General features: G+C 73.3%; 21 protein-coding genes. 8 read left to right on the plus strand and 13 right to left on the minus strand.

What is annotated here, in order from left to right; translation table 11 throughout:
- Window positions 1-79: 79 nt before the first annotated feature.
- Entirely contained in the window at window positions 80-1,096 is a 1,017-nt protein-coding gene (locus HGK34_RS02270; protein ID WP_201844960.1) for a zinc-dependent alcohol dehydrogenase, read from the minus strand.
- 118 nt (window positions 1,097-1,214) lie between these two features.
- Here HGK34_RS02270 and HGK34_RS02275 point away from each other — a divergent pair, with 118 nt between their 5' ends.
- Window positions 1,215-2,156: a LacI family DNA-binding transcriptional regulator gene (locus HGK34_RS02275; protein WP_201844961.1), complete on the plus strand. Its 942-nt coding sequence runs from the start codon at window positions 1,215-1,217 to the stop codon at window positions 2,154-2,156.
- Window positions 2,157-2,165: 9 nt separating this feature from the next.
- Here HGK34_RS02275 and HGK34_RS02280 read toward each other — a convergent pair whose 3' ends face one another.
- Window positions 2,166-2,738, minus strand: a complete 573-nt coding sequence (locus tag HGK34_RS02280) for a dihydrofolate reductase family protein (RefSeq protein ID WP_201844962.1) — start codon at window positions 2,736-2,738, stop codon at window positions 2,166-2,168.
- Window positions 2,739-2,980: 242 nt separating this feature from the next.
- On the opposite strand from HGK34_RS02280, the gene HGK34_RS02285 reads away from it, so the two are divergent.
- A complete protein-coding gene (locus tag HGK34_RS02285; RefSeq protein ID WP_201844963.1) occupies window positions 2,981-3,865 on the plus strand; it encodes a universal stress protein in 885 nt (294 codons plus the stop codon).
- 324 nt (window positions 3,866-4,189) lie between these two features.
- Here the strand turns inward: HGK34_RS02285 and HGK34_RS02290 are convergent, their stop codons facing one another.
- Entirely contained in the window at window positions 4,190-5,185 is a 996-nt protein-coding gene (locus HGK34_RS02290) for a helix-turn-helix transcriptional regulator (RefSeq protein WP_201844964.1), read from the minus strand.
- Between the two features lie 18 nt (window positions 5,186-5,203).
- Here HGK34_RS02290 and HGK34_RS02295 point away from each other — a divergent pair, with 18 nt between their 5' ends.
- Entirely contained in the window at window positions 5,204-5,989 is a 786-nt protein-coding gene (locus HGK34_RS02295; protein WP_244666330.1) for an alpha/beta fold hydrolase, read from the plus strand.
- Window positions 5,990-5,998: 9 nt separating this feature from the next.
- Here HGK34_RS02295 and HGK34_RS02300 read toward each other — a convergent pair whose 3' ends face one another.
- The 3 genes from HGK34_RS02300 to HGK34_RS02310 are packed head-to-tail and all read right to left on the minus strand — an operon-like array spanning window position 5,999 to window position 9,079.
- Window positions 5,999-7,522, minus strand: a complete 1,524-nt coding sequence (locus tag HGK34_RS02300) for a tripartite tricarboxylate transporter permease (protein ID WP_201844965.1) — start codon at window positions 7,520-7,522, stop codon at window positions 5,999-6,001.
- A complete protein-coding gene (locus HGK34_RS02305; RefSeq protein WP_201844966.1) occupies window positions 7,515-8,078 on the minus strand; it encodes a tripartite tricarboxylate transporter TctB family protein in 564 nt (187 codons plus the stop codon). Before HGK34_RS02305 ends, HGK34_RS02300 begins: the two co-directional genes overlap by 8 nt.
- Window positions 8,075-9,079 (minus strand): Bug family tripartite tricarboxylate transporter substrate binding protein, encoded by a 1,005-nt coding sequence (locus tag HGK34_RS02310; RefSeq protein WP_201844967.1) that lies wholly within the window; start codon window positions 9,077-9,079, stop codon window positions 8,075-8,077. The genes HGK34_RS02305 and HGK34_RS02310 overlap by 4 nt, the downstream gene beginning before the upstream one ends.
- A 184-nt stretch (window positions 9,080-9,263) precedes the next feature.
- On the opposite strand from HGK34_RS02310, the gene HGK34_RS02315 reads away from it, so the two are divergent.
- The 5 genes from HGK34_RS02315 to HGK34_RS02335 all read left to right on the plus strand — a co-directional run bounded on the left by HGK34_RS02315 (window position 9,264) and on the right by HGK34_RS02335 (window position 16,515).
- Window positions 9,264-10,589, plus strand: coding sequence for an ATP-binding protein (locus tag HGK34_RS02315; RefSeq protein ID WP_201844968.1), 1,326 nt, complete (start codon window positions 9,264-9,266; stop codon window positions 10,587-10,589).
- Window positions 10,586-11,278: a response regulator gene (locus tag HGK34_RS02320; protein WP_201844969.1), complete on the plus strand. Its 693-nt coding sequence runs from the start codon at window positions 10,586-10,588 to the stop codon at window positions 11,276-11,278. Before HGK34_RS02315 ends, HGK34_RS02320 begins: the two co-directional genes overlap by 4 nt.
- A gap of 14 nt (window positions 11,279-11,292) precedes the next feature.
- A complete protein-coding gene (locus HGK34_RS02325; RefSeq protein WP_201844970.1) occupies window positions 11,293-12,975 on the plus strand; it encodes an ATP-dependent DNA ligase in 1,683 nt (560 codons plus the stop codon).
- A 146-nt stretch (window positions 12,976-13,121) separates the two neighbouring features.
- Window positions 13,122-15,818 carry a LuxR C-terminal-related transcriptional regulator gene (locus HGK34_RS23405; RefSeq protein WP_307815679.1) on the plus strand — a complete coding sequence of 899 codons (2,697 nt, stop codon included), beginning with the start codon at window positions 13,122-13,124 and terminating at the stop codon, window positions 15,816-15,818.
- Between the two features lie 28 nt (window positions 15,819-15,846).
- Window positions 15,847-16,515 carry a GAP family protein gene (locus tag HGK34_RS02335; protein WP_201844971.1) on the plus strand — a complete coding sequence of 223 codons (669 nt, stop codon included), beginning with the start codon at window positions 15,847-15,849 and terminating at the stop codon, window positions 16,513-16,515.
- A 31-nt stretch (window positions 16,516-16,546) separates the two neighbouring features.
- On the opposite strand, the gene HGK34_RS02340 is transcribed toward HGK34_RS02335, so the two are convergent.
- Genes HGK34_RS02340 through HGK34_RS02370 form a run of 7 tightly spaced genes read right to left on the minus strand, consistent with a single transcriptional unit; the run spans window position 16,547 to window position 22,010 of the window.
- Complete coding sequence (locus tag HGK34_RS02340) at window positions 16,547-17,185, minus strand: hypothetical protein (RefSeq protein ID WP_201844972.1); 639 nt, start codon at window positions 17,183-17,185, stop codon at window positions 16,547-16,549.
- Window positions 17,186-17,189: 4 nt separating this feature from the next.
- Complete coding sequence (locus HGK34_RS02345) at window positions 17,190-17,528, minus strand: SHOCT domain-containing protein (protein ID WP_201844973.1); 339 nt, start codon at window positions 17,526-17,528, stop codon at window positions 17,190-17,192.
- 28 nt (window positions 17,529-17,556) lie between these two features.
- A complete protein-coding gene (locus HGK34_RS02350) occupies window positions 17,557-17,997 on the minus strand; it encodes a DUF6325 family protein (RefSeq protein ID WP_201844974.1) in 441 nt (146 codons plus the stop codon).
- Window positions 17,998-18,008: 11 nt separating this feature from the next.
- Window positions 18,009-18,431, minus strand: coding sequence for a DUF6069 family protein (locus HGK34_RS02355; RefSeq protein ID WP_201844975.1), 423 nt, complete (start codon window positions 18,429-18,431; stop codon window positions 18,009-18,011).
- A 50-nt stretch (window positions 18,432-18,481) separates the two neighbouring features.
- The gene (locus HGK34_RS02360; RefSeq protein WP_201844976.1) at window positions 18,482-19,510 is read right to left on the minus strand and encodes an HAD family hydrolase; all 1,029 of its coding nucleotides are present in this window, start codon (window positions 19,508-19,510) and stop codon (window positions 18,482-18,484) included.
- Window positions 19,507-20,514 carry a formylglycine-generating enzyme family protein gene (locus HGK34_RS02365; protein ID WP_201844977.1) on the minus strand — a complete coding sequence of 336 codons (1,008 nt, stop codon included), beginning with the start codon at window positions 20,512-20,514 and terminating at the stop codon, window positions 19,507-19,509. The genes HGK34_RS02360 and HGK34_RS02365 overlap by 4 nt, the downstream gene beginning before the upstream one ends.
- Window positions 20,511-22,010 (minus strand): arylsulfatase, encoded by a 1,500-nt coding sequence (locus tag HGK34_RS02370; RefSeq protein WP_201844978.1) that lies wholly within the window; start codon window positions 22,008-22,010, stop codon window positions 20,511-20,513. The genes HGK34_RS02365 and HGK34_RS02370 overlap by 4 nt, the downstream gene beginning before the upstream one ends.
- Window positions 22,011-22,016: the final 6 nt, after the last annotated feature.

Below are 22,016 nucleotides of genomic sequence, written 5' to 3' on the forward strand. Positions count from 1 at the left end.
CCGAGCCTTATCGTCGGCAGCGTCAGATGTGTATAAGAGACAGGTCGGTGCGGGGTGGCGGGCGGCCGGTCCCGCGCCGTCAGCCGAAGGTGACGACCACCTTGTCCGCCGCCCCCGGGGTGCGCGCCAGCTCGAGCGCGTCGAGCGCCCGGTCGAACGGCACCGTGTCGCTGACGATCACCGCGTACCTGCGCCAGTTGGCGATGATGTCGTCGGTGACCTCGAAGATCTCGGTGGGGTAGCCCATCGACCAGACGAGGTTCAGCTCGGAGGTCAGGATGCTGCCCAGGTCGAGCTCGACGGGCTTCTTGTGCACCGCCACGATGCCGAACGTCGCCCCGTGCTTCGCGATCGACGTCACGGTCCGCGGCACGGCGGGGGCTCCGGCGGCGTCGAGGTAGATGTCGGTGCCGGGCCGCACACCGCGGTTGAAGGCGGTCGCGCCGTCACCGTGCAGTTCCACGAGCCGGGCCGCGGCGTCCTCCTCGGCGGAGTTGATGACGGCGTCGGCCCCGACCTGCAGGGCCTTGTCCAGCCGGGACGGCTGGATGTCGACCACGACGACGTGGGAGGCGCCCCGGCGCCGGTAGCCGAGCACGGCACCGAGGCCGATGGGTCCCGCGCCGAACACCACTACCTTGGCCCCGGGCCGCGGGTCCGTGCGGTTGACCGCGTGGGAGGCCACGGCCATCGGCTCGTTCAGGGCGGCGACCTCCCAGGGGATCTCCTTCGGCACGACCCGGAGCTGCCGCCCGGCCTGCGCGCCGGAGATCACGACGTACTCCGAGAGCCCGCCCTGCGCACCGCCCGACCCGAGCAGGCCGTCGGTCAGCGCCATCGTGTCGATGACGACGTGGTCCCCCACGGCGAGCCCGGTGACGTCGGCGCCGACCTCCACGACCTCCGCCGCGGGCTCGTGCCCCAGCGGCGTGGCGCCGAGACGCGGCGGGATACCGCCGTTGGCCGTGTACAGGGCGTCGGACCCGCAGATACCGCACGCCCGCATCCGCAGCAGGACGTCTGCGGGCCCGGCCTCCGGCCGGTCGACGTCGACCCAGGACGCCGTGTCCGGCGCTGTCACGTGAACGGATCTCATGGTGGTGCTCCTCGCGTCGTCAGGCGATCACTAAATCGAATTAGTAATAGACTAGCCTGAGCCCGGACGAGCAGTGGACACGGACCGGGGACGGCAGGATCCGAAGGGGGCCCAGGACATGGAGCGAGCGAGGCGTGCGACGCTGAAGGACGTCGCCCGCGTGAGCGGCGTCTCGCCCACGACCGTGAGCTTCGTGCTCAACGACACCCCCGGGCAGACCATCCCCGCGGACACCCGTGCCAAGGTGTTCGAGGCCGCCCGCAGTCTGGACTACTCACCGCACCGGCTCGCGCGGGCACTGCGCGAGGGCAGCAGCCGCGTCGTGCTCCTGAAGCTGGGCGACCTGCGCCCCGGGCACAGCATGGACGGCTTCGTGACGGGCATGCGCCACGAGCTGTCCCGCCACGGGCACACGCTCGTGGTCCACCCGGGCGGCGCCGGCCCCGCCCTCATGGCCGAGTTCGTCGCGACCCTGGCGCCCCGCGCGGTCGTCGACCTCGCGGGGCCGTACCAGCAGGCAGCCACCGACGGGAACGGGAACGACGGCGGCTGGGTCGACGGGCTCGCCGCCCACACCATGACCCAGCTCGCCCACCTCGCCACCCGCGGCCACTCGCAGATCGCTCTCGCGCTGCCGGACGAAGCTGCCGCCGAACCACTGGCCGGCCTCCGCCTGCGCCACGCCCGCGAGGCGTGGTCCCAGCTCGGCTCACAGGAGCTGCACCCGCTGCACGTCCCGGCCACCGCCCATGAGGCGGCCGGTGCCGTGCGCACGCTGCGCGTCCACCACCCGCAGGTCACCGCCGTCGCCGCGTTCGACGACGAGACGGCGCTGCGCGTCCTGGCCGCCATGGCCGACGCCGGCCTGGCCGCACCCGCGGACCTCGCCGTGATCGGGTTCGACGACGGCCCCTACGGCGCGCTGTGGCGGCCCACCCTCACGAGCGTGCACATCGACGGCGAGAGTTTCGGGCGCCGTGCCGCCCGCGAGGCGCTCGGCATCGACCCCGGCGCGCCGGTCACCCCGGCGTCGACCGTCGTACAGCGACAGTCGGCCTGACGGCGGGCGTCAGCGCTCGACCTCGAACACCTGCTTCTGGATGCCGTTCGCGTAGACCTCGTGCTCGGTCAGCCGGAGCTTCTGAACCGGCTTGTCGGCATCACTGAACAGGGGCTTGCCCTGGCCCAGGAGCACCGGGAAGACGAGCAGATGGTAGGCGTCGATCAGGCCCGCGTCCCCCAGGGCACGCGTGAGGCTGACGCTGCCGTGCACCTGGATCTCGCCGCTGCCGGCTTCCTTGAGCCGTGCGACATCGTCCAGCGAGCGCAGGATGGTGGTCTCGCCCCAGTTGTCGACCAGGTCCTCCTCGGTGAGGTAGGTGGAGACCACGTACTTGGGCAGGGTGTTGTAACGCTTGAACTCGTCCATGCTCGGCCAGACCGGAGCGAAGTTCTCGTAGCTCGCCCGGCCGAACAGCAGACCGGAGGCCTCCTCCTGCTCACGAGCCTTGAGATCGTAGGCCTCGGGGACGAAGTCGACCGTCTTGAAGGTCCACGCCGTGTCGTGCAGGGCGGGGTCGCCGCCGGTCGGATCGACCTTGCCGTCGAGCGAGACGAAGTGCGTGGCGACGATGGTGCTCATATCGGATTCTCCTTGTGATCGCGACCGGGTGGTCGTCGTGGCTGTCTGATGCTGGTCGGCACCACGGCCGTGGTGCAACGCGCTGTGAGGATGGACGAGCGGATCACCCGGAACTCATCGGTGCGCGCCCGATCCGGCCCAGAGACCAAGGTCCCGTCGGCGCGTGACCGTCGGCCCTGCCCCTCTCCTGGTCACGATGGGCAAGGTCGAGACGTGGAGAAGCCGAGCAGAAGGGGCCCGTCATGACCACCGCCCAGCGTCGCACCCCGGTCGTCGTAGCCGTCGACGGAAGCGAACGCAGCACGGGAGCCATCCGGTACGGGATGCAGGAGGCACGGATCCGCGGCACCGCGGCGCGCCTCGTGCACGTCCCCGGCGACACGGACAGAGAAGGGCGCGAGACGGTGGACCGGTCCCTGTCCACGGCCCGCGCCGCAGAGCCGGGAGTCGAGGTGGGATGGCTGCTGGGGACGGGACCGCGCGTGAACGACCTGGTGACGGCGTCGGCGAGGGCAGGCATGCTGGTGCTGGGGCGGCTCGCCCTCCAGGGCGCGGGACACCAGGCCACCGGGCCGACGACGGCGGGCGTGGCCGCGCACGCGGCGGTGCCGGTCGTGGTGGTGCCGGCGGACTGGCACGACAGAGGCCGCGGCCGCGTCGTCGTCGGGGTCAAGTCGTCCGCGATCTCGGGGGAACTGCTCGCACACGCGTTCCGGACCGCGGCGGCCCGGGGTGCCGCCCTGCGGGTGCTGCACGCCGTGGAGCCCGCCGGCACCGTCGCGGAGCCCGCGACGGGAGACGGCGACGGCAGGCCGGAGACCGCCGTGGGCGATCCCGTGCTGGAGGCGATGGTGCGGGACTGGTCGGCGGCCTACCCGGACGTCGTGGTGACCACGTCGGTGATGCGTGCCGAACCGGTCCGCGCCCTGACCGAGGCCGCGGCCGAAGCGGATCTGCTCGTGGTGGCCCGGCATCCGCTCAGTTTGCGGCACCCGGTGCGGCTGGGACCGACGCCCCGGACGCTCCTGGAGGTCTCCGACACGCCCGTCGAGGTGTTTCCGCTGACGGGAGAGCTGACCCCGCCACCGCTCGTGCTGGAACAGGCGGGGACGATCGTGAAGGAGTGAGGCTCCGGCCGGACCCCGGCTCGCAGCCGGGTGTGATCCACCGAGATGTGCTCGAGGTACGGCATGTCTCTCTCTCCCCCCGCCCCCTGGACCTCGGCCTGACACTGGGGCCTCTGGGGCACGGACCGGGCCAGGTCCTGGAGTCCCTCGTGCCCGCGGTGCTGGAGCAGCGCGTGCAGAGCGCCGTCGCCCATCGTGCCTGGCGCCGGCTGCTGACCCGCTACGGCATCCCGGCGCCCGGACCGGGACCGGCGCGGACGTCGCCCCGCGCCTGGAGGAGACGGCGACGATGCCTCGCGCCACGCCGCGGTCCGCGGCGGCCGCTCACCGATCACCGCCGCCACTGACGGGTGCCGGCCGGGCGGCGGGCCCGGTGAGGGCGGCGGTGAGCCGCTCGGCGAGCACGGCGACGGCCTCGCGCAGCTCGGGCCCGCCCTCCACCCGGTACCCGAACGGCACCCGCGCCAGCCGCTCCTGCGCGTACGCCTCCGGGTTGCGTGTGCTGCCCGTGAGCACGCACCGGTCCCCCGCCGCCTCGAGACGTCCCATGTGCGCCCCGACCCAGGGTTCGACGTCGGCCAGCGGGGCGTCGAACACGACGCGCGTGGTGAACCGCCAGCCGATGCCGAGGTGCTCCTCCAGGGCCGCCACCGGGTCGAGGTCGTCGGGCGGCACGAAACCGTGGCCGGTGTGCGCCACGTCCAGGACCCGGTCGACGCGGTAGGTGCGCACGGCGTCGGACCGGTGGGAGTGGCACAGGAGATACCAGCGCCCGTAGCGCACGACGACGGCCCAGGGGTCGACCTCGGCGACCCACTGGCGGCCGGTCTCGCCGCGGTAGGTGACCACCACCCGCCGGCGGGCCGCGATCGCCGCGACCAGTTCGCCGGTGACGGCCGTGTCGGGACGGGTCGCGTAGCGGTCGGGCGTGGCGGAGGCGTGCGCGCGCAGCGTGGCCGCCTGGCGGCCGACGTCGGCGGGCAGGGCCCGGACCACCTTGCCCAGGGCGGCGTCCACGAGATCGTCGCCCCCGGCGTCCGGATCGCCGTTGATCACGGCCATGACCAGGCCGAGCGCCTCGCTCTGCGTGAACGAGACGGGCGGGAGGCGGGTCCCGCGCCCGAGCCGGTAGCCCCCGTGGGGGCCCCGCGCCGAGGTGACCGGGATTCCCGCCTCCCGCAGGATCCCGACGTACCGGCGCGCGGCCCGCTCCGTGACCCCGAGCCGCCCGGCGAGCTCGCTCGCCGTCGCACCGGGACGCGTCCCGAGGATCTCCAGGGTGCGCAGAGCGCGTGCGGTGGGGCTGGTGTCGGAGGACATCTCAGCAGGCTAGGCTCCTTGGCCGCAATCCGGAAGCAGAACGTCCGGATCTGGTCCTACGGTGGTGGCACCGGCACCTCGCCGGGCTTGTCACGGGAGAAGAAGATCATGGACATCGTGCTCATCGGCGGCCTCTGGCTCGACGGCTCGGCCTGGGACGACGTCGTCCCAGGCCTGGAGGCGGCCGGCCACCGGCCCGTGCCCGTCACGCTTCCCGGCCAGGGCGACGGGGCCGTGTCGGCCACGCTCGACGACCAGGTGGCGGCCGTCCTGGCCGCCGTGGACGCGACGCCTGACAAGCCGCTGGTCGTGGGGCACTCCGCGGCCTGCACCCTGGCGTGGCTCGCCACCGACGCGCGGCCCGACGCCGTGGCCGGCGTCGTCCTCATCGGCGGCTTCCCCTGGGACGACGGCAAGCTCTACGCCGACCTGTTCGAGATCACGGACGGCGTCATGCCGTTTCCCGGCTGGGAACCCTTCGAGGGGCCCGACTCCGCCGACCTGGACGAGGCTGCCCGGTCCGCGCTGGCGGCGTCGGCCGTCCCCGTCCCCGAGGGCGTCGCCCGGGGCGTGGTGCGGCTCACCGACGCGCGCCGGTTCGACGTCCCGGTCACCGTCCTGTGCCCCGAGTTCACGCCCGCCCAGGCCCGGGCATGGATCGACGGAGGCGACGTGCCCGAGCTCGCGAACGCCCGGCACGTCGACCTCGTCGATCTCGACTCGGGACACTGGCCGATGGTGACCCGCCCGGCCGAGCTGGCCCGGGAGCTGGGACGCGTGGCCCGGCGGCAGGCCCGGCCGTAGCGCCCGCCCTCACCGCACGCCGGCCGGACTCACCTCCAGCGCCCGCTCCCGCCGCCGCAGCCAGACGCCGAGCACGAGGACCACCACGATCGCCGCGTACGCGAGGACGGCGAACGGGCTGGTGACGAGGTAGCTCAGGTCCCCCTGGCTGATCGCGAGGGAGCGGCGCAGCCGGTCCTCCGCCATCGGGCCCAGGATCATGCCCACCACCATCGGCGCCACGGGGTAGCCGTAGCGGCGCATCATGAAGCCCGCCAGGCCCACGAGCACCAGGAGCAGCACGTCCACCGGCGAGAAGTTCAGGGCGAACGAGCCGAGCGCACCGAACAGAAGGATGCCCGCGTACAGGTAGTGCCGCGGGATCTGCAGCACCCGGACCCACATGCCCACCAGCGGCAGGTTGAGCACCAGCAGCATGACGTTGCCGACGTACAGGCTGGCCACCAGGGCCCAGACCAGCGCGGGCTCGTTGACCATCAGCAGCGGTCCGGGCTGGATCGCGTACGACTGGAACGCGACGAGGATGATCGCCGCGGTCGCCGTCGTCGGCAGGCCGAGCGTCAGCAGCGGGACGAGCACGCCCGACGCCGCGGCGTTGTTCGCCGCCTCCGGGCCCGCCACCCCCTCGATCGCGCCCCTGCCGAACTGTCCGCGCCGTTCCTTGCCCGCCAGGCGCCGTTCGGCGGCGTAGGAGAGGAACGTCGCCACGTCCGCCCCGCCCGCGGGGATGGTGCCCACGGGGAACCCGACGGCGGCGCCGCGCAGCCACGGCTTCCACGAACGCCGCCAGTCGTCGCGCTTCATCCAGCTGCGCCAGCCCTTCTCCACGGGGATGATCTCCGGCGGCCCGTGCCGCATCCGTGATCCCACGTACAGGGCCTCGCCCACGGCGAACAGCCCGACGGCGACCACGACGACGTCGATACCGTCCGCCAGGTTGGGCACGCCGAACGTGAACCGCTGCTGCCCCGTCAGGGTGTCCGTGCCCACCAGCCCGAGGAACAGGCCCAGCGCGAGCGACGCGAGGCCGCGCGGCACGGAGCTGCCGAGCAGCGCGCCGACCGTGATGAAGGCGACCACCATCAGCGCGAAGTAGTCGGGCTCGCCGAGCTGCACGGCCATCCGGGCGACGAACGGCGCCACGAACGTGAGCGCCACCGTCGCCAGCGTTCCGGCGACGAACGAACCGATCGCAGCCGTCGCGAGCGCCGCCGCGCCGCGGCCGGCACGCGCCATCTTGTTGCCCTCGAGCGCCGTGACGATCGAGGCGGACTCACCGGGCGTGTTCAGCAGGATGGACGTGGTGGATCCGCCGTACATCCCGCCGTAGTAGATGCCCGCGAAGACGATGATCGCCGCCGTGGGCTCCAGGCTGTACGTCAGCGGGAGCAGCAGCGCGATGGTCATGGCGGGCCCGATCCCGGGCAGCACGCCCACCGCGGTCCCGATGAACACCCCAAACAGGGCGTACAGCAGGAAGACCGGGTGCATGACCGTGGCGAAGCCGTCCATCAGGGCCTGGAAGTCATCCACGGAGGAACGGCACCCCCTCCAGCAGCGGGCCGGCCGGCAGCGACAGCCCGAGGGCTCCGCCGAAGACCGCCTGGATGGTCAGCCCGAGCACGAGCCCGATCAGCGCGGCACGCCACCAGGGGCGTGCGCCCAGGACGACGGCCGCGGAGGCGAACAGGAGCGCCGCGGCCGGTGGCCAGCCGATCACGTTGATGACGAACACGTGCACGACGAGGGCGGCCAGGAGCAGGACCACGGTGCGCCAGTCGGTGCGGACCGCCGGGTCGACGTCCTCGCCCTCCTCCGCCTGGCCTGCCCCGCCCCGCAGCACGAGCACCGTCAGCACCACCCCGATAGCGGCGAGCAGGGCGCCCACCAGATAGGGGAAGGCTCGTGGGCCCAGCGTGTTGGTGGAGCCGGGGACCACGATGCTCCCGGCCGTGAGCAGGACGTACACGCCCAGTGCTCCGATGGTGACGGCCAGGACGAGCTCGCCCCGGCGGTGCTGCGCCGCGGGCGGTTGCTCACCGGTGGCGTGCTCTGCCGGCGGCCGCTCGCGCGTGGCTCGCCCGCTCATCGGATGAGCCCGACGTCCTGGAGCACCGCCTGGATCTCGGTGATGTTCCCGGTGAGGTAGTCGTCGAAGTCGTCGCCGGCGAGGAAGGCGTCGTCCCAGCCGTACTCCGCCAGCGTGTCCGCCCAGGAGTCCGAGGCCGCCAGCGCGGTGACGGCCTCGGTCAGCGCCTCCCGGTCGGCGTCGTCGACGGAGCCCGGGGCGACGACGCCACGCCAGTTGGTGAGCACGACGTCATACCCGGACTCCGTGATGGTCGGCGTGTCGGGCAGCGCGGCCACCCGGTCCTCGCCGGACACGGCGAGCGCCTTCAGCTCACCCGCCTGGACCTGGTCCGCGTATTCGGCCACTCCCGAGATGCCGGCGTCGACCTTGTTGCCCAGCAGCGCCGCGAGGGACTCCCCGCCACCGGAGTAGGCGACGTAGTTCAGGCCGGCGGCGACCTCGTCCTCGGCCATGCCGGCCGCCTGGAGCAGCATGCCGGCCACGATGTGGTCGGCGCCCCCGGCCGAGCCGCCCGTGACGGTCACGTCCTTGCCGTTCTCCTCGATGTCGCGCACCAGGTCGTCGAGGGTCTCGTACGGGGACTCCTTCGGGACGACGATCACCTCCTGCTCCTCGGTGAGGCGGGCGATCGGCGTGGTGTCCTCGATCCGCGCCTGGGACTCGTTGGTCTCGACGGCGCCGACCATGACCAGGCCCATGACCAGGAGGGTGTGCGGGTCGGTGGCGTTGGCGAGGTTGGCCAGGCCCACGGTGCCGCCGGCGCCGTCGACGTTCGTGACGGTGGCGCGCCCGACCAGGCCCTCGGCCTGCAGGTCGGCCTGCAGGGCACGGCCGGTCTGGTCCCAGCCGCCGCCGGGTGCCGCGGGGACCACGATGCTGAGCTCGTCGATGGCGGCGTCGTCCCCGCCGCCGTCGGTCGGCGCCAGGCTGCCGCAGCCCGCGAGGGCCAGTACCAGGCCGATTCCCGCCGGGACGGCCGCGGTTCGGTTGATGCGCATGTCTCCTCCTTGAGATCTCTCGCGTGCACCGCCACCGGCCTCGTCGCCGGTGCTCGGTCCACTGCGGCGTGAGCGTAGGAAGGGACGCGCGGCGACGTCGGGTTCTGGTCGCATCGAAGGTTGTGGTCGTTTCGGTCGCGGACCGGTTACCGCACCGGCCCGGGACCGGTGCACACTGGCACGCGTGAGAAGGGCGATGACGCTCCGGGCGCAGCTGCTGGTGCTGCAGGTCGTCATCGTGCTCACGCTCGTGTGCACCACCGGCGTCGTCGCCTCCATGCTGCAGGAACGCCAGCTGCGGGGTGCCTACCTCGACCGGATGACCGGGGTGGCCCAGTCGGTCGCGCGCCTGCCCGCCATCCGTGACGCGTTCGACGGCCCGGACCCGGCGGCCACGATCCAGCCCATCGCCGAGGTCATCCGCTCCGCGTCCGACGTCACGTACGTCGTGGTCACCGACGAGCACGGCATCCGCTACTCCCACCCCGACCCGGACAAGATCGGGCGGCGCGTGTCGACCGACCCGTCGGTGCCGCTGTCCGGGCACGTCTGGACGGGCACCCAGACCGGCACCCTCGGCAGGTCGTGGCGGGTCAAGGTGCCCATCTACGGCGACACGGCCGGCGACGCCGGGCCGGGCCCGGTGATCGGGACCGCCAGCGTGGGGATCCTCGAGTCGGAGCTGCGCGCCGATCTGCGGGAGGACCGCTTCTGGCTCCTGGTCACGCTCGGCGCCGCCACGGTGGTCGGTGTGCTGTGCGCGGCGTGGGTGACCCGCCTGGTCCGGCGCCGCATCTACCTGCTCGAACCGGAGGACATCGCGACCCTGCTGGAGACCCGCGGGCTCACCGAGGCCCTGCGTTCCCAGTCGCACGAGTTCGCCAACACCCTGCACGTCATCTCGGGGCTGCTGGAGCTGGGCCGCACCGAGGACGCGATCGCCTTCATCGAGCGGTCGGGCCACGGTGGGCTGCTCACCGCGGCGACCGTCGCCCCAGGGGTCCGCTCCCCCGAGCTGGCGGCGCTGTTGCTGGTCAAGACGATCACGGCGCGCGAGCACGGCGTGACACTCGATGTCGAGGAGCGGTCCGCGCTCGGCGCGCCCGCCGACCCGGAGGACTCCTCGCTGCACACCGACGCCCTGGTGGTGCTCGGGAACCTGATCGACAACGCGGTCGACGCGACCGGCCCCGAGGGCCGGGTCCAGGTCCTGGTCGACGCGGACGGCTCCCGCCTGCTCCTGCGGGTGGACGACGACGGCCCCGGCATACCGGCGCCGCTGCACCAGCAGGTGTTCAAGGCGGGCTTCTCCACCAAGGCGCCCGACACCCGGGAGCACAGCCGCGGCATCGGCCTGGCCCTGGTGGGCCGTGTCGTGGACCGTCGCGGAGGCGAGGTGGCCATCTCCACGAGCAGCCTCGGCGGGGCACGGGTGACGGCCGAGCTGCCGGTACCGGCCCCGGTCACGGGCTCCCCGGAGCCCGCCGCCTCCCGGGAGGCCACCCGGTGACCGCCCCCGCGCGTACCCTCCTGGTCGAGGACGACCCCACGGTCGCCGTCGTGCACCGCGGCTTCGTGGAGAGCCACCCCCGTTTCGTCGTCGTCGGCGAGGCGCGCAGCGGCGCCCACGCGCTGCGGCTCGCGGCCGCCCTGCGACCGGACCTCGTGCTGCTGGACCTGCACCTGCCGGACATCGGCGGCCTCGACGTGCTGCGCAGGATGCGCCTCCTGCCGGGCGAGCCGATCGACGTCGTCGCCACCACCGCCGTGCGCGAGCTGGACAGCGTGCGCCAGGCCATGGCCGGCGGCGTGGTCGCCTACCTGGTCAAGCCCTTCACGTCCGCGGCGTTGCGCGACCGGCTGGACGAGGTGTGGCAGCGCCGTGAGGACCTGCGCCGCGCACGGGACATGCTCGACCAGGACGAGGTGGACACCCTCCTGGCCGGGCCCCGGCCCGGCACCACCGCGCCGCCCAAGGGTCTGTCCGGGCGCAGCCGCACGCTGGTTCAGGAGGCGCTCGCGCGCCTGTGCGGGCCCGCGGACGCGGACGCCTCCGCGGCGGAGGTCGCCGACGCCGTGGGGATGTCGCGGGTCAGCGCCCGCCGGTACCTGGAGCACCTCGTCGGCGAGGGACGCGCCCAGGTCGCGCCCCGGTACGGCGCGACGGGACGGCCGGAGAACCGCTACCGGCCGGTGTGAGAGACCATGGATCGATGATGCTCGCCGAGGCCGTCGCCACGTCGGACGCCGTCGCCGCCACACGATCCCGCCTCGCCAAGCGCGCGGCCATCGCCGGCTGCCTGCGGCGCGGTGCCGCGGCGGCGGGCGCGGGCGCCGCCGCGGCGGACGCCACGAGGGCCGACGAACTGGAGATCGCCGCCGCCTACCTGTCCGGCGAGCTGCGCCAGCGTCGCACCGGCCTGGGCTGGGCCGCGCTGCGAGCACTCCCGCCGCCCGCCACGTCCTCGACCCTCACCCTGCACGACGTCGACGCGGCACTCGCCGCCCTGTCCGCACTCTCGGGACCGGGTTCGGACACGGACCGCGCCTCGGCGACAGCAGCTCTGTTCGCCGCCGCCACCGCCGAGGAGCAGGCGTTCCTGCGCGCCCTGGTCACCGGTGAGCTGCGCCAGGGCGCGCTCGACTCGGTGGTCGTCGACGCCGTCGCGGAGGCGGCCGGCGTCCCCGCCGACGCCGTGCGTCGTGCCGTCATGCTGCGGGGCGCCACCGGGCCCGTCGCCCGCGCCGTCCTGCTCTCCCCCGACCCGCTCGCCGCGCTGGCCGCCTTCCGTCTGGAGGTCGGCCGCCCGGTGCGGCCGATGCTCGCCCAGTCGGCGCCGGACGTCGCCGCCGCCCTCGCCAAGCTGCCGCCCGGAGGTGCCTGCATCGACGTGAAGCTGGACGGCATTCGCATCCAGGTCCACCGGTCCGGCGACCGGGTGCGTGTCTTCACCCGCTCCCTGGACGACATCACCCGCCGCGTCCCGGAGATCGTGGCGGCCGTGCGTGACCTCCCGGAGCCGTTGCTGGTGCTGGACGGCGAGGCGATCGCGCTGGGCCCCGACGGTACGCCCCGTCCCTTCCAGGAGACCGCGGCGCGCTCCGCGACCCACGAGACGGACGGAACCGACGCCGCGGCCGGCGGCGGGCCGGGTACCGGGCCCACGCTCGGGGCCGTCCCCCTCACCCCGTTCTTCTTCGACGTGCTGCACGCCGGCGGCCGCGACCTGATCGACGCCCCGCTCGAGGAGCGGCTCGTCGTGCTCGACCACGTCGCCGGCCCGCACGCGGTGAACCGCCTGGTGAGGGCGGAGGGCGCCGAAGGAGCCGACGACGTCGCCGCGCCCTTCACGGCATTCTTCGACCGGGTGGTCGGCGAGGGCCAGGAGGGCGTGGTCGTGAAGGCGCTCGGCTCGCCGTACGCCGCGGGCAGGCGGGGCGCCGGCTGGGTCAAGGTGAAGCCGGTCAGGACGCTCGACCTGGTGGTCCTCGCCGTCGAGTGGGGTTCCGGGCGGCGGCGCGGCAAGCTGTCCAACATCCACCTGGGTGCCCGCGACCCCCGGCCGGATGGCGGCGACGGCTTCGTCATGCTCGGCAAGACCTTCAAGGGGATGACCGACCGGATGCTCGAATGGCAGACCGACCGGTTCCTCGCGCTCGAGACCGGACGCGAGGGCCACGTGGTGCGCGTGCGCCCGGAACAGGTCGTGGAGATCGCGTTCGACGGCCTGCAACGCTCCACCCGCTACCCCGGCGGTCTCGCGCTGCGGTTCGCCCGGGTGCTGCGGTACCGCGACGACAAGTCCGCCACCGAGGCGGACACGATCGACACGGTGCGGGCGCTCGCGGGCCGGCCGGGCTCGCCGGCCGTACCGCGCAGGACGCACACGACGTGAACGGCCGTTCCGTAACGCTATCTCTCGCGGGATCGGGCGGCGAATCATAATCTCGGATCAGTGCTGTCACTGCCGGAATGCGGCGGCAAATCGTCTGCGGAATCGCATTCCCGACGGTGATCGCTCGAATTCGAGGGAGCCTGCCCGTGCATTCTTTCCTGGATTCCGCATCGCACCGTCCCGGGACCGTCCCGTTGCCGGCGGCCACGCCCGCCGCGCGCCGGGAGACCGCCACGCCCGGTGATCCGCCTTCCACGTCGCCCGTGCCGCGCGTACCGCGCGTGCACGTGCCACGTGTCCGGTTCTGGCAGCGTCTCGACGACGCGACGGACTGCGCCGTGACGCTCGTGGTGGCGCCGGTGGGGTCGGGCAAGACGATGGGGGTCGCCGGCTGGCTCCGGTACGGGACCCGGCCCCGGGCGGAGGAAGCCGTCTGGATCCCGGCGGGCCCGGACTGGTCCCCCGACAGGCTCGCCCGCGTCGTGGACGCCTCGCCCCGGCCCGGCGGCGGCACCGGGCCCCGCCTGATCGTGGTCGACGACGCGCACACGCTCCCCGCCACCACCCTGCGCTGGATCGACGGGCGGCTCGGCTCGGACCCCGAGTCGCTGCGCATGCTGCTGCTGAGCCGCCAGGAACTGGCACTGACCCGGCCCGTCCCCGAGCTCCTGGGCAACCTCACCTACCTGCGCGGGGATCTGCTCCGGCTGAGCGGGTCCGAGAGCGACGAGCTCGTCACCGCCCACGCCCGCAGCGCCGACCGCCAGGTGCTCGACGCCGTGGCCAGGAGGGCGGACGGCTGGTGCGCCGCCACCGTGCTCGCCGCACGCGCGCTCGGTGCCGCCCGGGACCGCGAGTCCGCCGCCCGGCGCATGGCCGCCGGCACGGAGCCGATCGCGACCCACGTCGCCGACGAGGTGTTCGCCACGCTCACCCCCCGCCAGAGGCACCTGCTGCTGTGCGTCGCGGGCGAGCCCGTCGTCACCGGGCACACCGCCGCCCACCTCTCGCACGACCGGCGTGCCGGGGAGATCCTCGCGGAGCTCGAGAGCACCGGCCTGCTCGCCGTCCGCGAGGACGACGGCTTCCGGGTGCACCCGTACCTGGTCGAGCTGGTCCGCCGGCGCCTCGCGGCGAACGGTGCCGATGCCGCGCGGGCGCGGGCGGCGGTGACCCGCGCCGTCCGCCTCGACGTGGCGCGCGGACGCCTGGGCAGGGCGTTCTCGCGCCTCCTCCGCGTCGAGGCCCCGCGGGAGGCCGCGGACGTGCTCGCGCGCGACGGCGTGCGCATGGTGCTGGACGAGGCCGAGAACGAGGAGGTGACCGGGTTCGTCCGGTCACACCCCGAGATCGTCGACGCACGTCCCGACACATGGTTCCCCATCGCGCTCGGGCACTGGCTGCGGGACGACGTCGAGGGCGCACGCCACTGGGGCGACCGGCTGCTCGCCGCACGGGGCAAGCGGGACCTCGACGCGCGCATCGCCTGCGTCCGCCTCTGGCGCGCCGCCCTGGGACGCGAACCCGTGTACGCCGCCACCGGCCACGCGAAGCGGGTCCTGGACGCATCCCTCTCCCGCCCAGCGGTGGGCGAGGACAACGCGGAGGCCCTCCCGGTGCTGGCCCACGAGCTGGGCACGGCGCAGAACTGGCTCGGCGAGCTCACCGAGGCCGAGACGAGCCTCACGATCGCCATCAGCCTCTCGCGCAGTCAAGGCCTCGTGTCCCTCGGGGCCGGCGCCCTGAGCCACCTCGCCCTCACCCAGTACATGCAGGGACGGGAGAGCACGTGCGTCGAGCTCGCCGGCCAGGTGCCGGCCGCGCCGGACGCCCCCGACGGGCCGCACGCGCGCATCGTGGCGGCCCGCGCCGGGCTCGCCCGGCTGCTCGCCCTCCCGGAGGACCCGCCGTCAGAGAACCCGCCGTCGGCCGGGCCGGTCCCGTCCCCCGCCGCCGCCGACGACGACGCACCGCCGCACAGCGCCGACCTGTGCACCCGCTTCTGGTCCCGGATCTCGGCCGCTCGGCGGGCCGTGCTCGCCGGCGCGGTCACCGAGGCCCGGCGTATCCTCGCGACGCCCGGCGAGAGCCCGGAACTGACCGCCGGCCAGATGCCGGACCATCTGCGCGTCGCGCTGCTGGTGGAGCAAGCCCTCGTGGCGTCCCTGGCCGACGACCGCGAGACGCTCCGGGACCAGCACGCCGCACTCGCCGCACTCGGTGCCGTGGGCGAGGCCGCGCTGGTCCAAGGCTTGCGCGCCGACCGCGACGGTGACCGCCGCCGGGCCGCGACCGCGTTCGAGGCCGCCGCCGCGGACGCCACCTACTCCCAGCCCGCCACCCACGCCATCGCCCTGGCCTGCGAGGCCCAGCTCCTGGACGCCCTGGGCGAGCCCGGCCAGGCACAGGCACGGCTCTCCGAGGCGGCGTCGGTCACCGAGACCCGCCGCAACGCCACGCCGTTCCTCGGCTGGACACGCCAGGGCACCCCGATCGACCTGCTCCTCGGGCGGCTCGCCCAGGACCGCGACAGCCCCTGGATCCGGGAGCTCGTGAGCGCGGCCGCCCGGCAGCCCGACATCGCACGGCGCTACTCGACCCTGACGGCCACGCCACGCGAGCGGCGACGCGCGGGCGCCGTGCCTCGCCCGCCGTCGCTCAGCCCGCGCGAGCGTGAGGTCCTCGACGAACTGGCGCGCGGCGCCACCTACGCGGACATCGCCGATGCCCTGTTCGTCTCGGAGAACACCGTCAAGACCCACGTCTCCAGCCTCTACGGGAAGCTGGCGGCCTCGCGCCGCAGTGAGGCACTCGCCGTCGCGCGCAGCTTCCACCTGCTGTGACGGTATCCACGACCGGACGGAGAACACCATGGGCGCCGCAACGGGGCAGTCACTCCCGATCGCGGTGGGCGTGCTGGTGAGCCCGCTCCCGATCGTCGCGGTCGTGCTCATGCTCACCAGCGGCCGCGCACGCGCCAACGCCACCGCCTTCCTCCTCGGCTGGTTCCTCGCGGTGGGCGTGGTCGCGCTCGGCGTCGCCCTGCTGGCCGGTACGGCGGCGGGCGGAAGCTCCGGCCCGCCCGCGTGGCTCGGCTGGGCCAAGCTCGCCCTGGGTGTGCTCCTGCTGGTCGCCGCCGCGCGTCAGTGGCGCGCCCGGCCTGCGGAGGGGGCGGAGCCTGCGATGCCACGGTGGATGACCACGATCGACAGCTTCACCCCGGTCCGGGCACTGGGCCTGGCCGTCCTGCTCTCCGTCGTGAACCCGAAGAACCTCCTGCTGGTCGTCTCCGGGGCGGCCGCGATCGCCGGCGCCACGGACGACCCCGCGGCCAAGGCGGGGGCCGCGGTCGTCTTCGCCGTGGTCGCGAGCCTGGGCGTGGCCGCCCCGGTGGCCGTCTACGTCCTCACCGGTGACCGGGCGACAGCGTTGCTCGACGGCCTCAAGAGCTGGCTGACCCACAACAACACCGCCGTCATGGCCGTGCTGCTCCTGGTGCTCGGCGCGAAGATGATCGGCGACGGGATCTCCGCGCTCTGACGGGCGCCCGTCGGCCCGGTTCCTGCCTGCGTCAGACGATCTTCGGGAAGCTGATGAGGAAGCCGACGCCGATCAGGAACAGGCCGGACGCGCCGATGAGCACGGCCCACGAACGGCGCGGGGAACTGAACCGGGTGACGATCGCGCCGAAGAACAGGACCAGCGCGAAGAGCACCGTCAACAGGGTGTAGTTGTCACCGCGCTGGTTGTTGACGAGTGCCTGGGCGAAGTAGTCGTCGGCGCGGGCGTCGGCCGCCTCCGCCTCGACACGGCCCGGCGGCTGGTAGCTGTCCAGCGCGAACGGGCTGTCCGCCGCGTCCGGGTTCTGCAGCGGCCGCGATGCGATCCACTCCTCGAACGCCGGCGTGAAGTGGTCGGTGAAGCGCTCCTGGGCGAAGGCCTCCAGCTCCGCATCGCCGCCCGCCCGCGCCTGCAGCCAGAGGCCGAAGACCTGCAGGTCCACCGCCCGGATGGCGTCGGCGGAGGCGGCGTAGCGCGACGCCTCGATCCGCTGGGTCGAGGCGCGGGAGAAGGCGATCGACATCTCACCGCCCCACTTGCTCGACTCGAAGCCGCTCCACGCCGTCAGGACCGCGGTGACGGCCAGCAGGATCACCGCGATGGTCTCCAGGGGCCACCCCCGGCGCGCACCCTCCTTGGAGTCCTCCATGCGCTCAGCCGAGCAGTCTCGCCTTGGCGGCGGTGAACTCGGCGTCGTCCAGCACGCCCTGGGAGTGCAGCTCGCCGAGCTTGGCGAGCTGGGCCAGGAGCGCGTCGTTCACCGAGTCCGCCGCCGAGCCCGCCGCCGAGCCCGCCGCCGGGCCCGGAGCCGGAACTGCGGCCGGAGCCTGCTGCTGGGCCTCGGGCTGCTGGGCCTCGTACCGCTCCTCGGCACGGCGCGACTGGCGCCGGCGAACCGCACCTGCGGTCGCCTGCGCGGTGCCGGCGATCACTGCGGTGCGTGCGGCGGTGCCGATGAGGCCGGGCCTGCCGAAACGTCGCAAGGGGGGCATGTCGCTCCTCCGTTCTGTGGTGGGTGGTTCAGCGCTGGGCGCCGGACGCGACCTCGGCCTGGGCCGCGATCTCGTTGACGGTCGCGGCAGGAACCCGCTCGTACAGGATCACGTCGGCGTCGGCGGCGTCCGCGGCCGCGACGAGCCGGCGCGACCAGGTGTGCTCGATCGCCAGGACGAGCACGGAGGTTCCCGGGGCGACCGCCGCGGCGATCTCCTGAAGATCCTCGCCGCCGGTCAGGCCCGGCGCCGCCAGCTCGGCGGCGACGAGACCGGCCGCGTCGGCGAGGTCCTCGGCCTCCAGGATGACGAGCTCGCCGTCGTCCCCCCGGCGGACGACGGCGAGGTCCAGCAGGGTGACGGCACCGGTCCCCGCGACGTCGAGCACCGCCCGGGTGACCGGCGGCGGAATCCGGGGATCGTCGAAGGCCAGTGCCACCAGCTCGACGGGACCGAACGATGTTTCCATGGCTTCCCTCCTCACAGGTTGCGGGCGGCACGGCCGGCCGCCGTCCGCGCGACGCCCGAGACCAGGCCCAGGATCGCGAACCCGATGACCACGTTGATGAGCGCGCTGGCCAGCTTGCTCGCGATCTCGGCGTCGGTGACGAACGGTGCGACACCGCCCACCACCGTGGCCAGCCCGATGATCCAGCCGAAGAACGACAGGGCGCGCGGCGTGCTGAGCAGCAGCAGGTGAACCAGGGCCACGGAGCACAACGCCACGACGGCGGCGCCCACCATGAGCCATGTCGTCGAGGCGTCCCCCCAGACGCCGTCGCCCTCGGGTGCCAGGATGGGAATACCGAACACGCCGCGGAAGACGACCACGCCCACGAGGGCGATGAGTGCCACGACCACCGCCGTTGCGATTCCGCCGGACCACAGGGTCCGCGCGTCCACGCGGCTCGTGCCCGGTGGGGGTCCTTGCGGTTGCTGTCCTTGAGCCGCCATCAGCTCGTCTCCTGTTTCCGGTCGGGTTCCGTCGTGCTGACACGGTGCTCCTGCGCCTGTGCGGCGTGTTCCTCCGGCGCGGGTGAAGGTGGTGTACCCAGCCAGGGCCCGTCGTCGGCGACGAACACGGACTCCCAGTCGTGCTTCATGCTGATGGTCGTCCAGCCCAGGCGCCGCGCCGTGGCGGTGACGGGCTCGGATGACGTGAACGACTCCGCCCGGCTCGCGTAGGCGAACTCCCGGTCCGGGTCGTCGTGGTCCAGCAGGAGGGCGAGGTGCGGGCCCGCGGCGGCCGCCGCCCATTCGAGGAGCTGCTGGTCCCCTGCCGAGTTCCCGGCTGCGAGCACCGGGGGCCTGCCGAGCTGCGTCTGGATGTTCGTGACCTTGGCTCCGCCCTCGTTGACGTCGCCCAGCACCCGGGCGCTGCGCCGGAGGGCGGGACGGCCGCTCGCGTCCTGACCCAGCTCGTAGCCGATCATGGTCCCGACCACCCGCTCGGGTGGCACCCCGTACAGCGCCTGGCTGATCGAGCGTACGAACTCCGTGCCGCCACCGGTCACCACGCCGACGGCGAAGCCGCGCTCGCGCAGAGCCCGGAGCAGTTCGAGCATCGGGGCGTAACGAGTCGAGGCCAGCCGGCGGTCCAGGGCCGGGTGCCTGCCGGAGCGGAGGAACGCACGCACCTCTCGCGTGAAGGCCCCCGGGTCCAGGCCCTCGAACAGCCCGGCCAGCGCCAGCGCCACCCGTTCGAGCCCGAGCGCGCCCACCGCCGCGGCATCCTGGGTGAGCACGGCCCGGAACTCGTCCCGGTCGGCCAGCGCCGGGTCGTCCCGCACGCGGCGCCGCAGCGCGTCGACGAAGAACTGGTACTGCACGTAGGTCGGGCGTTCGCACCACAGCGTGCCGTCGTTGTCGAAGTAGGCGACCCGGTCCTCGCCCGGGATCGTCGCCGAGTCCCGGAGAAAGCCGAGCACGGCGTCCCGGGTGGGGCCGGGACGCCAGGACGGGAGCGGGTCGTCGGTGCTCACGGGACCATTCCCAGGAGCGTGGCGCTGGGCGGCACGTCGGGGGCGGCGTCGATGTGCGCGCAGCGGAACCCGACGTGGCTCATCCCGGTGTCGACGGCCTGGGGCCGGCGTGCCGCCGGGCGGTAGCGCAGGCAGTAGGTGTCGGCGCAGAGGAAGGATCCGCCCTTGATGACCTTGCGCGGTACGGCGAACTGCAGCTGGCGCGGATCCCTGCTGGCGCCGGCGTCGCCGCCGCGGGGGTTCACGGGCACGCAGCACGGTTCGGGTGCGGCGTCGGGATGGCGGTCGGTCCACCAGTCGTCGGTCCACTCCCAGACGTTGCCCGCCATGTCGTGCAGGCCGTAGCCGTTCGGCGGGAAGGAGCCGACGGGCGCGGTGCGCAGCCATCCGGACTCCCCGGTGGACCGCCACGGGAAGTCGGGGCCGTCCCAGGTGTTGGCCAGGATCTCACCTGGGCGCCCGGGATCGTCGCCCCAGGTGAAGACCGCCGCGTCGAGTCCTCCCCGAGCCGCGTACTCCCACTGGGCCTCGGTCGGCAGGACGGCGCCCGCCCAGTCGGCATACGCCTGGGCGTCCTCGTGGGCGACCTGGACCACGGGATGGTCGCCGCGGTCCTCGATCCCGGATCCGGGTCCTTCCGGGTGCCGCCACGACGCGCCCGGGACCCACGTCCACCACTGGCTGAGATGGCGCAGGTCGACGGGGCCGGGTGTCGGGGTGAACACCATGGACCCGGGGACGAGGTTCTCCGGGGGTGCCCCGGGGAAGAGTGCCGGGTCGAGCGGCCGCTCCGCGACCGTCACGTAGCCCGTGGCCGTGACGAAGGCGTCGAACCGCTCGTTCGTCACGGCGAACCGGTCGATCCGGAATCCGTCGACCCGCACCGGGTGCACGGGTGCTTCCTCCGGGTAGTGGTCGTCGGAGCCCATCCGGAACACTCCGCCGTCCAGGCGCACGGTCGCGGTGGTGTCCTCGGTGCGGGGGTCGCCGGTCCGCGTCGTCATGCGCTGGCCACTCCCGCCTGGAGCTTGGCGGCCACCTGGTCGATGCTGAAGCTGGCCGGCTTCTGGCGGGCGGGGAACTCGACGAGGGACGTGAGCATCTGGGCCACGTACGCCTGGGCGGGCACGAGCAGCCAGGCGTGGTCCAGCATCCAGTCGAAATAGGTGTTGGAGGTGATGTCGGCCCGCTCGAACGGGTCCGTGCGCAGGTTGAAGATCTTCGGCACGCGCAGCTCCACGTAGGGCTCGATCCAGATGTCGAGGGTGCCGCGTGCGCGCTGTTCGAGGAAGACGAGTTTCCAGTTGTCGAAGCGCAGCGCGGTCAGGTCGCCGTCGTCGGACACGTAGAAGAAGTGCCGGCGTGGTGACTCGTCGCTCTCGCCGGTGAGGTAGGCGAGCTGGTCGTGGCCGTCCAGGTGGACCTTGTACCGGGTCCCGGCCAGCTGCGTGCCCTCGCGCAGCTTCTGCGCGATCGCGGGTTCGCCGGCGGCCGCGAGCAGGGTCACGAACCAGTCGGTGTGGCTGATCATCCCGTTCAGCACCGTCCCGGCGGGGATCCTGCCGGGCCAGCGCACCATGGCGGGCACGCGGTAGGCGCCTTCCCAGTTGGAGTTCTTCTCGTTGCGGAACGGCGTCATCCCGGCGTCGGGCCAGCTGTTCATGTGCGGGCCGTTGTCGGTGGAGTACATGACGATCGTGTTCTCGGTGATGCCGAGCCGGTCGAGCTCGTCGAGCAGGGTGCCCACGAGGTCGTCGTGGTCGAGCATCGTGTCGTGGTACTCGGACTGCCAGCGGCCGGCCCGGCCTTTGCTCTCGGGCTTGCCGTGGGTGCGGAAGTGCATGTGCGTCGAGTTGAACCACAGGAAGAACGGCTGGTCCCCGGCTGCCTTGTCGCGCATGAACCCGACCGCGGCGTCCCGGAACTCCTCGTCGACGGTCCGCATCCGCTCCCGGGTCAGCGGCCCGGTGTCCTCCACCCGTTGCGTACCGTCGCCGTTCGCCCACGAGTGCAGCACTCCGCGGGGACCGAACCGCCTGCGGAAGTCGGGGAAGTCCCCCGGCGTCGGGTAGTCGTCCAGTTCCGGCTCCTCCTCGGCGTTGAGGTGGTAGAGGTTGCCGTAGAACTCGTCGAAGCCGTGCATGGTCGGCAGGAACTCGTCCCGGTCCCCGAGGTGGTTCTTGCCGAACTGGCCCGTGGCATACCCCTGCTCCTTGAGCGCCGTGGCGATCGTCGGGTCCTCGGCCTGGAGCCCCAGCTTGGCGCCGGGCATGCCGACCTTCGTGAGGCCGGTGCGGTAGGGGTTCTGGCCGGTGATGAAGGCCGCCCGCCCGGCGGTGCAGCTCTGTTCGCCGTAGTAGTCGGTGAAGCGTGCGCCCTCGTCGGCGATCCGGTCGATGTTCTCGGTGCGGTATCCCATCACGCCGTCGGAGTAGGCGCTGAGGTTGGCGATCCCGATGTCGTCGCCCCAGATGACGAGGATGTTCGGCTTGTCGGCCACGATGTC

Origin of the sequence: Myceligenerans indicum (assembly GCF_016742955.1) — a bacterium.
Lineage (GTDB): Bacteria > Actinomycetota > Actinomycetes > Actinomycetales > Cellulomonadaceae > Myceligenerans > Myceligenerans indicum.